Genomic DNA, 13,594 nt, shown 5'->3' on the forward strand with positions numbered 1-13,594 from the left:
CATGAACCCCGCCGTCGTACCCCCAGCAACGCCCGGGCCGGGCGCCCTGCCGTTCCCTGGGCTGTCCGGCTGGCTGGAGTCAGTCCGCCGTTGGTTGTCCAGTTTGCCGGTGCTGCGGCGCTTGACGGGTGGACCCGAGGCGGACGTGCACGTGGTGCTGGCGCAAGGGCTCGTGGCCTCATTGGCCATTCTCGTCGGCTCCTGGGGCGTCGGATGGCTCGCAACGGGCCAAGAGTCCCTCTTCGCGCGTGCGGCGTTGCTCAACATGCTGCGCGCCGAGCCCGCGGTGGTCCTCACCTGTACGTTGCTGTTGGCCTTCGGCACGATGCTGCTGTGCCGCGCGTGGTTACGCCTCGGGCAGCGCATTGTTGCGGGCCAGGCCGGTATGCAAACCGTTCGCCGAGCCGTGCTGTCGTGGTCGGCGCCCATGCTCCTCAGCTTTCCGATCTACAGCCGGGACGTGTACTCCTACTTAGCGCAAGGCCGGCTGATGCACGAGGGGTTCAACCCTTACGAGCATTGGATCTCTCAGCTGCCGGGATGGTACGCGCAGGGTTCGGATAGTCTGTGGGCCGAGTCCCCCTCTCCGTACGGACCGCTTTTCCTGCTGATCGCGCGCGCGACGTACACAGTGACCGGTGGGGTTCCCGAGTACGGTGTCCTGATCTTTCGGGCTTTCGCAGTACTGGGCGTTCTCGCCTGTCTTTACGCGTTACCGCGGCTGGCCGCGACGCGCGGCGTGCGCCCGGCCTGGGCCGCATGGATTTGCTTGGTCAACCCGTTCTTTCTCATCACCATGGTGGCGGGTGTCCACAACGATGCCGTCATGGTCGGCGGGTTGCTCCTGGGGTTTCTTGCGATTGCACGACGGCGCCACATCCTCGGCGTCGTCTGGGTGGCCCTCGCGATCGCGGTGAAGCCGATCGTTGTGCTCTCGCTGCCCTTCGTTGGATTGGCCATGCTCCACGCGCGCACAGCCGAGGAATCGAAGGCTATCGGGTGGTGGCCGAAGTTCAGGGTCTGGATCGTCACGGGCGTCGTCGCGGGCGCCGTCTTGGCGGTCATCGGATTCGCGACTGGACTCGGTTTCGGGTGGATCAGCGCGATGGCGACAGCGGGCTCCGCCGCTTTCCCGTACGCGCCCATCGGGCTGCTGGGATTACTCATAGGATGGGTCGCGGGTTTCTGGGGGCCAGATCCCACCGTGGTGGCCAACGGCGTGTACTCCTTCTTCCGGTATCTCGCTGTGGCCCTCGCGTTCTGGTGGGCGTTCCGACGGCCGGCGCACCAAGCGTTGCTGACGTGCGCTCTGGCCTTGTCAGCGGCCGTCTTCTTGGCTCCCGTCATCCAGCCTTGGTACCTCTTGTGGGTGGTGCCACTCTTCGCCGCGCACCGCGAGTATTCGGGTCTTGTGGTGAGGCTCTGGTACGTCGTGAGCATGGTGCTCGTCCTGCTCGTGGTGATCGAACAGGTGAGCGTGGCGCAGTGGATCGATCAGGTACTGGTTCAGGTCATCGCGGCCGTGGTGGGTATCGCCTACCTTGTCTACATCCTGTTCATCGATCCAAAGACTGCGCGCCTCTTTGGTCCGTTAAACGTCTGGCTGGGCAGCCACCTACTGCCCAGCCAGCGTCGCGCAAAGTCACGCGGAGAACAGCACCTTAACGGGTAGCCACCAATCCAGTACGTGCCATCGCGTCTTGGTAGGCCGTGCGGATTTCTTCCAGGGCTGCGTGCTGGCGTTCTGGGGATCCCGCGAACGCTCGGCCGCCAAAGGACTTGACCTTGTAGACCTTGAAGCCACGGCGCCACAGCAAAGGGTTCTCGGTCTTGAGAAGCTGTTCCGTCAAGCGGTGGGCCTCGGTCCCATGGGCGACGATCACCGACGTGCGGTCAGCGACTTTCAACAGGCGCAGCAACGGCTTAAGTCCGGCGCGAATCTGCGGCGGCTGAAGCCTTCCATTGGGCTCGCCTGCGGTGTGCCACGGGTGGACGTTCCACGGCATGAGGTATTCCGGGCGCAGGCCGAGCTGCCACTGCAGCCCCAGCTGACGCGTGACGGCCTCCGGCTCCCCGGCCGAGATGAAGCCGGAGGCGTCGGCCGTACCAACGTTTGAGTACAGAGAGACAATCTTCGCCTGATCGACATCGTGCACAGGGTCCACGTAGCTCATCGAGGACTCTGGCCGCAGCATGGCCGTCTCATCCAGCAGCCGATTAACAGGAGCAATGTGCTCCTCGTAACGGCGCTCCCACAGGGGTGTCGATGTTTCCGAGGCGACAGCTGTCATGAAAGGCGAACTCTCCTTGAAGATGAGGACGGGTTTCCCCGGGCGCGCCGCGGGAAAAGCCGGTGAGATGTGCGAGTAGAGCCCATGGCGAAGCCGATGGGCGCGTGACCACAGGGCGGTCAACGCAACCTTTAAAGGTTACCAACGAATGACGAGCCGGTGGACGCTTGGTGCCCCGGAGAAGGTGAGATACTTCCCACCTTGATGAGACGCGAGGGGTCCCGATGCGGAACATTGCATCGCTTGGGGAGGGAGTCCCGACGTGCGCTCGGCAGTAGGAGGTACTGGGTGCCCCCGGCGCGACTCGAACGCGCGACCGGCAGATTAGAAGATCGATTCATAGCACTTTTCTACGATCTGCCTAGGTCTGGCTGGGTATGAAAAACCTAGTCAGATGGGGTGGGGGAGTGTTTCGTCGTCCGTGTGGGTCTGGTTGGGTCACTAATATTTCCGGTCAAAACTCCGGTCAGAATCCCCGCTACCCCCGCCTCGGCCAGTCACACCGGTCGGGTTCCCACAGCACGTCTTGTGAGTCGTACCCGCTGCGGAGCGTCGCGCATTCGGGGAGCATGCCGGGGACTCGCTCGAGCAGGTCACGGTCCACCCAAGAGCTGTGGTTGTCGTAGGGGTCAGCTTTCGTGCCGGGGAAGTCCACGAGGACGTCCGGGCCTTTCCATCGGGCGGCGCGCCCGTACCGGATGCCGTCAGGTGTTAGTGCGCGGACGAATGGCTGGGCCTCGGGTGGCCAGGACCGGATACCGGCGTCGTCAGGTTCGAACATGGGTTCGATTCTAGGGTGCCATGTGGATGCCCGCATAGCTTGCGGCATGCAATCTGTGCAGGTCTACTTGAGGTTAGAAAGGAGGCGAACATGACCATCCGCTACCTGAGCCTCAACGGGCTCGCCCAACGCATCGGGGTATCGCCGCACACCGCGAAGAAGTACGCTGACGAGGGACGACTCCCAGAGCCGGACGCACTCATCGGCGACGGTGACCGCCCTACCAAAGGGTGGCTGCCCGAAACCGTGGACACATGGCAGGGCGCACGCCCCGGGCGCGGACGCAAGCGAACGTGAGGACACGGCATAGGAATGAACGAGAAGCAGAAGAGCATCTTCGCCGGCCTGCCAGTGCTTGTGCTTCTCGCGGCCTATGCCGTGTTCTTCGCAGATCCAGGCGCCGCCCTGACCATCGCACTATGGTGGGTCTTAACAGCCGCCGTCGCTGCGACCGTCGCCGCGTACGTGCTCGCAGGCCGCAACTGGTGACCTACCCGGAAGCGGCTAAGCTGGCCCACCGGGCGTGCTGCGGCGAACCGCATCAATTATCTGGCGGATCCTTGACGGCGTGACGCCGTAGTAGGCGCCGAGGTGGCGCACCGGGACGCCAGCTAAGGCCAGCACGGCGATTCGTTCGTCCCTGCTGACCTGATCGGGCACATGGACGGCTCGGAGTTCGGCGCCGAGTTCGCGCCAGCAATCCTCGGAGCACACCGGCTCTTTCGGCACGCAGTCTTCGTCAAGGATCGTCGCCGAGCACATCACGCACCGAACCTGCACGGTCTGCCGGAGCGCCCTGGCGCGTTCAAATGGGGCCGCCGGCCGCTGATTGAGGATCCCAAAATCCATGACCCGAGCATACCTAGGGCTGGCTGGGAAGCCGATGGGTGGCCCCGGGCGCCGCGGCGCATGAGCGCTTAACGAAGAAATGCGCCCCACCTCGTGTTGAGGTGGGGCGTTCTCTTGTCTGTGTTCATGCGCGGTCCTAAGGGATTGCCATATGGTTAAAGCTCCGCATGAACGTTTCTTAGGAGTTGGGGATTTTGGGGAATGCCGATGATTCGGTTCTCGATGACTGGTTCAAGGCAAACAGGATCGATCTATCGGACGTCCCGTCTTTCCTGCCGAACCCAGAGATGGGGAAGCTAGACCGCGTTGAAGTCTTCGTTGACGAGACGGGCGACCGAAACTTCAAGAAGAACCGCCAGTCGGACTGGTTCGCCATGACTGCCGTTATGGTTCCGGCTGAACACATGAACCATGTAAAGACCATCATTCGGGGTCTACGTGACTACCTGGGGAACGGTGGCAAGCCGGTTGGACATATTCATTGGGTCCAGCATTGCAAGCGTAAGAAGTATGACCGACGCGTCGTCGTTCGCGACCTAGCGACGGGATTCAGGCGTGTACGCGTCATCCACGTGATCATCCACAAGCCCTCCATCGCTGCGTCCGCCCATATGCGCAATGACACACGCGGCGTTTACTACACCGCGACGAAGTACCTGCTGGAACGAATCGGTAGGGCCGCTCTTCATTGGGATGGAGGCGCCCGTAGCGCGCGAGTCACTTTCGCGACGATCAAGGGAGTTGACCCCGAGGAGACGAAAGCCTATCTGAACCACTGTGCCAACGAGTCGCGGCTCTTGGCGTCAGATGACATCCAGCACGATAGGAACGCGCAATACTTCGATCACCTCAAGTGGCCGGCAGCGTGGCGACCGATGGGCACATATGAAGGACTGGAACTCGCTGACATCTACTCAGGCTTCCTCAGCGCCGCCCTCAGGGATGGGGACTCTACCTTCATGTGCCGGTATTCGGATCGTGTCGCATGCGATGAAAAGGGGCGTCGATCCGGCTTTGGTGTCAAGGTCTTTCCTGAGCAGGGCTGGCAAGCCGTACACCATACGGATTGGTGGCACGAGTTCTCTTCAATGCGCTAAGGCCCCTAGGAGAGGCATGTGGGGCGTTGCTCGTCGTTGAAGACGAGTGACACGTTTCCGCGTCCGGCAACCCATCTATGCCCCTTCTACGGGCCTTAGTGGTTCAATTATCACACCAGTACAGTCGATACGCAAGTATTAAACCTAACTATCACTACTCAAATGTAACTGCATAACGCACAAGAGCGCCCCCACCATTTTCGTTCCTTGACGAAAATGGTGGGGGCGCTTCTACGTGGGCCAGACCCCCGGGGTGACCGGTACTCCGTGGGTCCGGCGGTGCCGCAGTCGTGACCCAGCCACCGCGCTGGGGAATTAGTGTCGGTCGCTCGACGCGTACTCATCATCGGTCGGCGGCAGCACGTTAGTCTCCTTGCCGGCGGCGAGGAACGGCAGGTAGCGGCGCAGGAAGGTCTCGACGCCGGGGAGTGCGAGGACGCGGGTTATCGCACCGGCTACGGCGAGGACGCCCGCGGCGGCGCCGGTAGCGACCTCCGGGGACTGCATCGTGATGGCCGTGAAGATGGCTGGCGCGAGGGCTGCGAGTGCGACGACGGCGGCGAAGATGGTGCGTACTACTGCACGCCACGGGTGCTGCTGCTGGGTTGTCTCCATGATCAGGACTCCTTTTCAAGTTCAAGCTTCTCGATCCGCGTAAGGATCTGACGCTGCAGAGTGAGAATCTGCTCTAGCGCGCCAATGAAATTGGTCTGTCCGGCCCGGCCAGCAGTCGATACGAAATCGACCTGCTGGGACTGGATCGAATTCTGTAGTGAGTCGATGCCCTGCTTGAGCTCGGTGTACTGGGACACGGTCAGGTCCTCCTCTGGGTCTAGGTTTCCTACGGGTCGTAGCCCGTCGATGACAGACTGCGTCTGCGCGCGGAGTTGGTTGGGTGTGTATCCGTTGATATCGATCTTGCGAGGGCCGGCGTACTCGGAGTGCCCGCAGACCATGCCGGCGTCCGTGGAGCCGATGGCATCCAACAGTGCGGCGCAGAGGATCGGGTACGCCTCGCGCTGGGCGTCGGTCCAGTCCGCATTGTCGGCGGCTTCTGCCTCGATGCCGAGGAATCTTGAGTTGCCGGAGTATCCGCGCCAGGCCCCCTTGCCGGCGTGGTTGGCGCGGCCTGCTGCGACGATGACGCATACGCCGCGTCGGTCCAAGTAGACGTTGCAGAGCGGTCCGGGGAGGCTTGGCCGGCCCTCGGTGACGATGCGCAGTGAGGGGCGCTTGTCGGTGCCGCGTGGGCCTGCCGTCCAGTGCCCGACGACGCCCACGGGGTCGAAGGACGTACTGCCGCGGGTAGACCAGCCGGGAACGTATTCGACCGTGAGTCCCCACGATTTCAGGACGCGAAAGAGAGTGGTGACGCGTGGCATCAGTCGCCCTCCTCGTCCCCGCTGCCCACGGTCAGCGGTTCATCGTCGGTTGCGTAATCGGACATATGCCCGTCCCGCAATCGGTCCCAGTCGAGATCATCAGGTTCTGTGCTCATGGTTGCTGCCCTTGTCCTTGGTTCGGGTTGGTGGCGAGGCGGCAGGGGCCGTCGCTCGTCTGCTCGGTCCCGTCTGTGTAGGTGACTGCCCAGTAGGACTCGTTGCCGGTGCCGACGCATTGGACGGACTCGATGCCGATTCCGGCAGGGCCGGGTGCCCCGTCGGCGCCATCAGTGCCGGGTGCGCCCGGCGGGCCGGATGGTCCCGCGGGTCCCGGGGCACCGGTTGGCCCGGCAGGGCCTTGTGGGCCTGTCGCCCCGTCGGCCCCGTCTTCACCATCCGCTCCCGCGGGGCCAGGACTCCCATCGGCACCGGCCGGGCCAGTGGCACCGTCTTCACCGTCGGCGCCGTCTTGCCCGTCCTCACCGGGAGGGCCACGCACGCCATTGATCCCGGCCTCACCCTGCGGGCCAGGTATCCCTTGCGGGCCTTGCGGCCCGGGCGGACCCGCCACCGGTTCGGTCGGATTCTGCTGCACCTCGCTGGCCCGCTTACACAGGTCGCGGTCATCCACGAGCAGGCTGCTGCCATCCGCGCACGCGACCTGCACCTGCTGGGCGAGACTCTGCGCGTTCGACTCGGCCACGGTCGCCCGCTTCTGCGCGAGCAACCCGAGGGCAAAGGAAGCCCCCAGCAACAGGACGATTGCGGCGACGAGGGCCACACCGAGGGTGTTTCGCTTATGCCGAAGCTTGTCTTCGCGAGTCACTCGCCCACCCCCTCAAAAGGATCAGCGTGTGATCCCGGATATTTGAGAGCCAAATACGCTTCCCGGTACTTGTCGCGCTCGGCTTCGACTTCCGCGAGCTTGGCTTTGAGCCGGTCCTTGTCGCTGCCTAGACGCACGATGACCCCTTCTTTCTCGTCGCGTAGGTCGCGCGAGGCTTTGAGCCACCAGAAGCCGAGAGCCGCAATGGCACCAAGCCCGAGGCCCGCGAAGCCAAGTTGTCCGAGCAGCGTGGATATAGCGGTCTCTGCTGCTTGCTCCACACGCTGACTCCTAGATGCTGGTGGCTGGTGTGCCGTAGAGGCGTTCTGCGACGGCGGTCCACCGGTCCGCGACGACGTATTCGATGTCGGAGTCGGTGACGGCGGTGGAGTCAATGGCGCTAGTGGCTTCGTCCCAGACGATGGCTGTTTGGATGGAGGGGTTCAGGACCATTTCCGTGACGAAGTTGGTGATCGTCTGGGACGGGTTGTCGCGCACGGCGTTGGCAAGCTGCTCTGCGGCGCTGCCTTCGGTAGGGCTGTTGGTCGTGATGTAGGCCAGTTGAGCGCCGGCGACTCGCTGCTGCAGCAGGGTGTCGTCGAGTGCTGCCCGGATTTTTAAGAGCTTGGTGTCCACTGGGTCCTCCTTGTGGCGGGTATGGCGAAGGGGCGGCAGCCTTGCGAGTCTGCCGCCCCTTCGGGTGGTGGTGCCTGGTTAGGCGTCGGTCATGTAGGTGACCCGGATTTTGGGCCGCAATGACCCAGTGCCGCGTGCGTACCCGTAATAGGTGGACGACGTGGACCCGGTGTACAGGGCGAGGCCTCTGAAGTTCCCCGACAGCATGGCGCTGATGTCAGAGCTGTTGGTGATGGTGACCCACTTGCCCTCGCCGCGTTTCCACGAGACTTCCTTCAGCAGGGACGACGCCGGGAAGCTAGACAGCGAGGTGGACCCGTGCCGGTACAGCCGTGCCGTACCACCGGCGCCGGAGTACCAGTGGTCGAAGTAGAGGTAGACCTCTAGCTTCACGATGGACGAGGCGTCTGCCATTGCGGTTGCGATGGTCTCGCCCTTGTCACCGGCACCGAAGATCGCATGGCTCTTCTTGGTCCCGCCGCCCGGGTCGTAGGAGGTGTACCCCTGATAGAGGTAGTTCCCGCCGGCTGTGTACTGACTATCGTTGCCTTGCCATGACCGGAATCCAGTGGCCGCCCAGGTCTGGGTGACTTGGCGGTCAGCCGATGTCGGTGGCGGCTCGGAAGAGCCCGCGGAGGTGGTGCCTACGAAGTCGGCGCGCCCGGAGACGCCAGTGAGTGGGTGTTCAGCCACCGTGAGAGTGAACGGGGCCGCGTTGGTCGGATTGATCAACACGTTGTCCGCGCCACCGAACGCCGAGTAGTACACGATGACTGAGACGGTGCGCTCACTGTCGTTGCGGAACACCCACCGCAGGTCCGTGGAAGGCAGTTGGCTCGACGCGCTTGGGCGGGCCCCGGTGATGGCTTCGGCTCTAATGGGTGCCGAGGTGTCAGCGAGGGTGCCGGTTGTGGTGGCAGCGAGCCGGAACCTTGCCCGGGAGTTCGTTCCTGCACTGGTCGCCCGGAGCCCGTTTGCTTGGATTTCGTAGACGTACCCGGGCCGGGCCGTGTATTCCAACCGCATTACTGACTGGTTGTGGTTCGACGAGGTCGATGGGTTCGCCCCGGTGTTGTTCGTCCTGTCTAGCCGGGCGATGATTCCGCGGGCACGGGAGTCGATCAGTTCGTAGATGTCCTCGCCGTTGACTGTCACCTCGCCTGCTGCGACGGAGGCCGCCGCTATGCCGCCGGCGTCATCGATCACCACGTCGCCGCCGTCATTCTGGGTATTGCGGATCCCGAGGCGCTGCGTGCCGCTTCCTAGCAAAGCGATCAGCGACTCGTAGGAGCCGTCAGCGAGCTGGTCAATGATCGCGATCCCATCACCGTTGACGATGGTCTCGCGTGTCCCATCCTGCTTATAGAAACGGGCCGACGACCCCTCGAGCGCGGTCAACCACGCGGCGTCAGCCCAAATGCTGAGTGCGTCTACCGCTCGGGCCTTCACCGCGCCGGGCGTCACGATAGCCCCGTCAGTCATGCGGACCATCGACCCGCCAGCATGGACTACTGCTTCGTTGGCGTCGCCGGAGAACTCGATCACGGGGGCGACGTGCGTCACCGGGTTGGTGTCCGAGTCGGGGATGACGTGTTCGTAGTAGAGCCAGATGTTCGAGCCGCCGCCTCGCCACGCGGGGGCGTCTTCTCCGGTCGCGTCGACCGAGCGGGCGTCGCTGTTGCTGCTGTGGAGCATGCCTTCGCTGCCGTCGGCGTAGCGGCAGGCGAGGTTGATCTTCGCAGTGCCGTTGCCCGTGTTCACGCGGACTGCGGTGCGCCACGGCTCGCCCGGGTTAGTCGGTGCCATGAACCTGCGGGTTCGCAGCCCTTCGCCGTCCGGCCCGTCATCGAGTGAGTACCAGAACCGCTTGAGGCTGGTGGTGTCCTGGTTCGCGGAGCCGAACCTGTTCTGCCCTGCATTATTCGTGCCCCAAGAGCCTTGCACGTGCGCTACGCCCGAGCGCCCGTTGTGGCCGTCGCCGAGGCGGTCTCGCGTGGTCTGGTCCGAGAAGGTGGGGTCAATGATCTGGTTCGGCCCCGCTGCCACCAGAAGCTGCTCGGCGTAGAGCTTCATGAAGCGGCCCGTGCGGGCGGCGATCTCCTCGGCTACGACGTCGGCAAGCGTGGACTGGCCGACGACCGTCAGGGACCCGAGGTCTACGCTCGAAATCATCTGGTGCTCGAGCGTCCCCTTCACCCAGCTCGACCCGTCCCACGTCCACTGCCCGACAATCTTCGTCCAGCTAGTGCTGTCGAATTGCCACCAAATGTCCCCGGGGGTGCTGCCGCTGCCGCTCGGCGCGCTCGTGTCACGGTGAATCTTGTTCTTACCGTTGGCGCTGGACAGCGCGAGGTCAGCCGTGTCCTGTGCGCTGCCTGCTGCCGTCTGCGCGTCCTGTGCGGCCTGCTGGGCTGCTGCTGCCGCGTCGAGGGCCTCCTTCGCCTCGGTAATGTCGTAGACCTCGAAGCGGTCGATCTGAAAGCGCCCTGCTCCCGCGATTACGCGAACGCCGAAGCGGCCCCACGTTACGTCCGGGCCGACGGTAATGTCCGCGGAAAGAGGCCGAACCGTGTCCGCGGTAAAAGTGTTTCCTGCCCAGCCGTCGTGGACGCTTCCGTTCGTCGAGCCTTGGCTGCCTTGCGCGGAGATGAAGTTGACTGCTGCTGTGGCGTCGTTATCTCCCGCGATGGTGCGGCGTGCTGCGACGCGGACCCGGTACGTGTGGCCAGGTTCAAGCGTCTGAAAGGTGTTCCACGCGTGCGGATTCGCGCCCGCTGCGGCTTCTCCGGGCATGACCGCCAAAAAGCTGCCGTCGATGAAGGTGGCCGCTTGACGGTAGCTCCCGTTGGTTAGAGCCCAGCCCGGCGCTAACGCGGGGTCGCTCGGGTCGCCCTGCTCGAATCCGGGGTTCACGGCGAGGTTGCGGCCGCGCTCAATGAGAGCGGTCACCTGACCCTCGGCGTAGGACTGCGCGGCGTCTGCTGCCGTCTGCGCGTCCGAAGCCGCCGTGGCTGCCGCGTTGGCGGTCGAGTTCGCGGTGTTGGCGAGTCCGAACGCTTCAGTGATGTCGGACTGGGCTTGCGTTAGCTCGGTGTTGATCTGTTCGTCCGCCTGTGTGAGCCGGTTGTCGACTTCGGTGATCCGGTCCGACTGGTCGCCCAACTGCCCGGCCTGCGCTGCCAGCTCGTTGGCGTGGTCGTCGAGGACTGCGCCCTGGGCGGCGTCTTTCTCCACGAGCTCTGGGACGGTCACGTGGATCTCTGTGCCCGGGTTTTCCGGGTCGTCCATCGACACGGACCCGTGCTGCAGGTTCGAGGCGTGGGAGATGTCGCGGCGGAGCTTGGCCTGATCGGAGAGGATTTCTACGAGCGGGTCACGCTTGCGGCGCAGATAAGGGCGGTTGCTCACTCGGCCTCCTCAAGTAGTCTCACGTCGAGCTGCACCGAGCTCGACGCTTGCGAAAAGCTGTAGCCGGCCAGGCGCATCATCAGCTCCCGGCCGGCTAGCCACGGGTCCTCCGGGGCCACGACACGGATTGTCATGCCGGGCACGAGATCGGCTAGGCCGGGTGTGCCGTCGATACGGATGGACATGTCTGCGGTCTCCACCGGGCGCGAGTTCTCGCGGACCGTGCGGGCGCCCCACCCCTGTAGGTGCCAGAGCTGGTTCGTCCGCTTGCCTGTGTAGATCCGCTCAACCGTCAGGTACTCCTGCGACCCGCCGGCCGCGGCGGAGGCTGACAGGGTGGCGCGGCCTTCACCCTCACCAAAGACGTGAGCGCGGGTGACGATGTCGGTGGCGTCCTCGGTCAGCTCGAAATCCACGCCCGCGGCCCCGCCGTCGAGGTTGATATCGACCTGTTTCGAGGCGTTGAGGTCGCGGGCGGACCCCATGACCCACGTGAACGCGTTCCCCGCCCAGGCGGGTGTGAAGTCGCAGTCGGGTCCACCGTCGAGGGTGATGATCTGCTCGAGGCCTTCCGCGACAGTCATCGCGTTGTACCCGTAGAACCGGGCTTCGCGCGTGCCCGACACAGATGCCGGGTACTCCATCGGCAAGTTATCCAACGCCTCGCCGTTGTTCTGGGTCAACCGGACAATCCGGTCAGCCAGCGTCGGCAATCCGGCGGGCCCGAACCGGTAGTAGGAGTGGGACGGGTACGTGGAGTTCGGGCCGATCAGGGTCCGACCCTCAAACACGCTCCACACGTCCCGCAGGGTCAGCTGCAGCACACCGGATCCCCACTTGTACTTCCGTGTCCAGATGATGCCGGAGAACACGGGCACGTTGTTCCAGCACGCCACGACCGTGCGGACCGTCGGCTTGAGCAGGTAGTCCCACTCGGCCTTCGTGAGCTGCCAGTCATCGTCCGTGAGCGGGATCGTCACCTGGCCGCCCTCACCACCATTCAACGACCGGGCACCAGTGAACCCGGTACCCGGCAAGCGACCCAGACGCTGCCCCGTGTGCGTGACCACAGCCTCAAAACTCCATGCCACGGCGGCCTCCTAAAATTCAGATGTAGGTGTCGCGGACCAGCACCCGGTACTGGCCCACCCCGCCGTCAGTCGCCGGGATCACATTCGCAGCACGCGAGACACCCGGCATGACCTTCGCCAGATTCGTGTACCCGGTCTGCCCGAAGACCACGGCCCCGTCCTTCCGGAGCAGGCCCGACCCGAAGTCCACCTCGAAAAGCTCACCAGCATTCACCGTCTCAAGGGACCGATACGAATCCTCACCCGTGCCCCACGCGGTGAAGCCAGACGTCATGCTGCCCTTGACCTCGATCACCGGCGCCGCCGGATAATTCCCCTCATGCGACACCTGCACCGACACCGGCGACGTCCGAGACGCCGTCGTCCACGCCGTAACACGCAACTCCCCATACTTACGCGGGTCAGGGGCCTTGAGGTCCATCGACCACGAGGCGGCGCGCGGATTCCGTTCGCTCCACTTCAGGCCGCCGACCTGTTCCACGGTCGCCGTCTGGCTGACGCCATGCCCAGTGACGGACAGCTCGCCGGACCCCAGGTGGGGGAGTCCGGCGAGCCGGTCACGGAACTCAAACAGTGCGTCCCGGCTGGTGCAGGACACATCACCGGAGATCGTGATCATGCGGGGGCCGAAAGTCCGCGGCGCCGGGAAGTCGCCATCCTGCATGACGCGCGCAGTGTCGTCGCCACGCTTGTCCGGCGTCTCCCACCAACCCTTCAGTCCGTTCTTGCCGATCGTCGACACCACGCCGACCATGCCCGGGCGCAGGAAGTCGAACCCTGCCAAGCTGATTACTTCACCAGCACGTGCCATCAGCTCAACCCCGCATTCTCCAGATCAAACGAAATCGCCGACCGTGCCATGTGCGCCGCCGCGAACGGATCCTCGCCAACCACTGTCTGGTGAAAGGTCGGGGCGCCGCTGCGGCCCGAACGAACCGATTCGGCGATGCGGTGCATGTCAGCCCACTGTTTGTTGTTGAGGATTGCCTCCGGTTTGCCGGACGCATTGACGATGGTCGAAAGACCAGGCCGGAGCACGCCGCCCTGGTCGTACAACATGGACATGAAATCGAACGGCTTGCCCTTGTTCCACAGCTCAGCGTGAAGGTGCGGGCCCGTGGAGCGTCCAGTGTTGCCAGACCTTGCGACACCCTGACCGGCAGTGACTTTGTCGCCGGGTTGGGCCATGTAGCCCGACAGGTGGCCGTAGTACGAGCTCAGCCCATTGGCGTG

At 64.1% G+C, this 13,594-nt stretch carries 16 protein-coding genes; 4 read left to right on the forward strand and 12 right to left on the reverse strand.

Translation table 11 applies throughout. The features are described from left to right. The first annotated feature begins 1 nt into the window (after position 1). On the forward strand, positions 2 to 1,672 hold the full coding sequence (mptB, locus tag IW252_RS13330; RefSeq protein WP_196837003.1) for a polyprenol phosphomannose-dependent alpha 1,6 mannosyltransferase MptB: 1,671 nt from the start codon (positions 2 to 4) through the stop codon (positions 1,670 to 1,672). Here the strand turns inward: mptB and IW252_RS13335 are convergent. Next, entirely contained in the window at positions 1,662 to 2,291 is a 630-nt protein-coding gene (locus IW252_RS13335) for a uracil-DNA glycosylase family protein (protein WP_196837004.1), read from the reverse strand. The genes mptB and IW252_RS13335 overlap by 11 nt on opposite strands. 478 nt (positions 2,292 to 2,769) lie before the next feature. Then, positions 2,770 to 3,072 (reverse strand): hypothetical protein, encoded by a 303-nt coding sequence (locus tag IW252_RS13340; protein ID WP_196836939.1) that lies wholly within the window; start codon positions 3,070 to 3,072, stop codon positions 2,770 to 2,772. 90 nt (positions 3,073 to 3,162) lie between these two features. Between IW252_RS13340 and IW252_RS13345 the strand changes: the two genes are divergently transcribed. Next, positions 3,163 to 3,369, forward strand: coding sequence for a helix-turn-helix transcriptional regulator (locus IW252_RS13345; RefSeq protein ID WP_196836940.1), 207 nt, complete (start codon positions 3,163 to 3,165; stop codon positions 3,367 to 3,369). Between the two features lie 15 nt (positions 3,370 to 3,384). After that, entirely contained in the window at positions 3,385 to 3,561 is a 177-nt protein-coding gene (locus IW252_RS13350) for a hypothetical protein (RefSeq protein ID WP_196836941.1), read from the forward strand. A 15-nt stretch (positions 3,562 to 3,576) separates the two neighbouring features. Here IW252_RS13350 and IW252_RS13355 read toward each other — a convergent pair whose 3' ends face one another. Then, positions 3,577 to 3,921 carry a hypothetical protein gene (locus IW252_RS13355; RefSeq protein WP_196836942.1) on the reverse strand — a complete coding sequence of 115 codons (345 nt, stop codon included), beginning with the start codon at positions 3,919 to 3,921 and terminating at the stop codon, positions 3,577 to 3,579. Between the two features lie 194 nt (positions 3,922 to 4,115). Between IW252_RS13355 and IW252_RS13360 the strand changes: the two genes are divergently transcribed. Further along, positions 4,116 to 5,018 (forward strand): DUF3800 domain-containing protein, encoded by a 903-nt coding sequence (locus tag IW252_RS13360; RefSeq protein ID WP_196836943.1) that lies wholly within the window; start codon positions 4,116 to 4,118, stop codon positions 5,016 to 5,018. Positions 5,019 to 5,333: 315 nt separating this feature from the next. Here the strand turns inward: IW252_RS13360 and IW252_RS13365 are convergent, their stop codons facing one another. The 9 genes from IW252_RS13365 to IW252_RS13405 form a co-directional block, all read right to left on the reverse strand. After that, positions 5,334 to 5,633 carry a hypothetical protein gene (locus IW252_RS13365; protein WP_196836944.1) on the reverse strand — a complete coding sequence of 100 codons (300 nt, stop codon included), beginning with the start codon at positions 5,631 to 5,633 and terminating at the stop codon, positions 5,334 to 5,336. Positions 5,634 to 5,635: 2 nt separating this feature from the next. Continuing rightward, positions 5,636 to 6,400 (reverse strand): peptidoglycan recognition protein family protein, encoded by a 765-nt coding sequence (locus tag IW252_RS13370; RefSeq protein ID WP_196836945.1) that lies wholly within the window; start codon positions 6,398 to 6,400, stop codon positions 5,636 to 5,638. Between the two features lie 112 nt (positions 6,401 to 6,512). Continuing rightward, positions 6,513 to 7,226, reverse strand: a complete 714-nt coding sequence (locus IW252_RS13375; RefSeq protein ID WP_196836946.1) for a collagen-like protein — start codon at positions 7,224 to 7,226, stop codon at positions 6,513 to 6,515. Beyond that, positions 7,223 to 7,507, reverse strand: a complete 285-nt coding sequence (locus IW252_RS13380) for a hypothetical protein (RefSeq protein ID WP_196836947.1) — start codon at positions 7,505 to 7,507, stop codon at positions 7,223 to 7,225. The genes IW252_RS13375 and IW252_RS13380 overlap by 4 nt, the downstream gene beginning before the upstream one ends. Before the next feature lie 10 nt (positions 7,508 to 7,517). Then, on the reverse strand, positions 7,518 to 7,862 hold the full coding sequence (locus IW252_RS13385; RefSeq protein ID WP_196836948.1) for a hypothetical protein: 345 nt from the start codon (positions 7,860 to 7,862) through the stop codon (positions 7,518 to 7,520). Between the two features lie 78 nt (positions 7,863 to 7,940). Further along, entirely contained in the window at positions 7,941 to 11,270 is a 3,330-nt protein-coding gene (locus IW252_RS13390) for a hypothetical protein (RefSeq protein WP_196836949.1), read from the reverse strand. Further along, positions 11,267 to 12,361, reverse strand: a complete 1,095-nt coding sequence (locus IW252_RS13395; RefSeq protein ID WP_196836950.1) for a hypothetical protein — start codon at positions 12,359 to 12,361, stop codon at positions 11,267 to 11,269. The genes IW252_RS13390 and IW252_RS13395 overlap by 4 nt, the downstream gene beginning before the upstream one ends. Positions 12,362 to 12,377: 16 nt before the next feature. After that, positions 12,378 to 13,172, reverse strand: coding sequence for a hypothetical protein (locus IW252_RS13400; protein ID WP_196837005.1), 795 nt, complete (start codon positions 13,170 to 13,172; stop codon positions 12,378 to 12,380). Next, positions 13,172 to 13,594, reverse strand: a 423-nt coding sequence (locus tag IW252_RS13405; RefSeq protein ID WP_196837006.1) for a M23 family metallopeptidase, incomplete at its 5' end; no start/stop codon positions are given. The genes IW252_RS13400 and IW252_RS13405, both read right to left, overlap by 1 nt.

Origin of the sequence: Zhihengliuella flava (assembly GCF_015751895.1) — a bacterium.
GTDB classification, from domain to species: Bacteria; Actinomycetota; Actinomycetes; order Actinomycetales; family Micrococcaceae; genus Zhihengliuella; species Zhihengliuella flava.

Excerpts from the sequence above, each read along its gene's own strand:
- IW252_RS13355 (WP_196836942.1), bottom strand. The coding sequence starts at position 3,921 with ATGGATTTTGGGATCCTCAATCAGCGGCCGGCGGCCCCATTTGAACGC.
- IW252_RS13350 (WP_196836941.1), top strand. The coding sequence starts at position 3,385 with ATGAACGAGAAGCAGAAGAGCATCTTCGCCGGCCTGCCAGTGCTTGTG.
- IW252_RS13400 (WP_196837005.1), bottom strand. The coding sequence starts at position 13,172 with ATGGCACGTGCTGGTGAAGTAATCAGCTTGGCAGGGTTCGACTTCCTG.
- IW252_RS13345 (WP_196836940.1), top strand. The coding sequence starts at position 3,163 with ATGACCATCCGCTACCTGAGCCTCAACGGGCTCGCCCAACGCATCGGG.
- mptB (WP_196837003.1), top strand. The coding sequence starts at position 2 with ATGAACCCCGCCGTCGTACCCCCAGCAACGCCCGGGCCGGGCGCCCTG.
- IW252_RS13340 (WP_196836939.1), bottom strand. The coding sequence starts at position 3,072 with ATGTTCGAACCTGACGACGCCGGTATCCGGTCCTGGCCACCCGAGGCC.
- IW252_RS13370 (WP_196836945.1), bottom strand. The coding sequence starts at position 6,400 with ATGCCACGCGTCACCACTCTCTTTCGCGTCCTGAAATCGTGGGGACTC.
- IW252_RS13335 (WP_196837004.1), bottom strand. The coding sequence starts at position 2,291 with ATGACAGCTGTCGCCTCGGAAACATCGACACCCCTGTGGGAGCGCCGT.
- IW252_RS13365 (WP_196836944.1), bottom strand. The coding sequence starts at position 5,633 with ATGGAGACAACCCAGCAGCAGCACCCGTGGCGTGCAGTAGTACGCACC.